1 protein-coding gene is annotated in these 399 nt (G+C 69.7%); it reads left to right on the top strand.

Features of this window, described 5'->3' with window-relative positions:
* A partial coding sequence (locus EXE45_RS18155; RefSeq protein ID WP_199233709.1) for an iron chelate uptake ABC transporter family permease subunit occupies positions 1-399 on the top strand: 399 nt, incomplete at both ends.

The following is a 399-nucleotide window of genomic DNA, read 5'->3' as shown; positions in this document are numbered from 1 at the left end:
CTGTGTGCGGCGAGCCTCGCGGTCGTCGTCCTCGGCGGGCTCGCCCAGGTGAGCTTCGGCGCGTTCTCGATGACGATCGTCGACGCGTGGCAGGCGGTGTTCGACCCCCGCGTCGTCTTCGACGCGCAGGCGTGGCGAGCGTTCCTCCTCGGGGCCGAGCTCCCGGAGATGGGGAAACAGAGCCTCATCGTCTGGAACATCCGGCTGCCGCGGGTGTTCGTCGCGATGCTCGTGGGGATGAACCTCGCCGTCTCCGGCGCCATCTTCCAGGCCGTCACGCGCAACGAGCTGGCGAGCCCGTTCATCCTCGGCGTCTCCTCCGGCGCGGGCCTGATGATCCTGCTGACGCTCGTCGTGTTCTCGGGGCTGGCGGCGTTCCTCCCGCTCATCGCCTCGGTC

The sequence above is a fragment of the Halorubrum sp. SP9 genome, from assembly GCF_005435015.1.
In the GTDB taxonomy this organism is placed as follows: Archaea; Halobacteriota; Halobacteria; order Halobacteriales; family Haloferacaceae; genus Halorubrum; species Halorubrum sodomense.
This window is presented reverse-complemented; position numbering and strand designations above follow the sequence as displayed.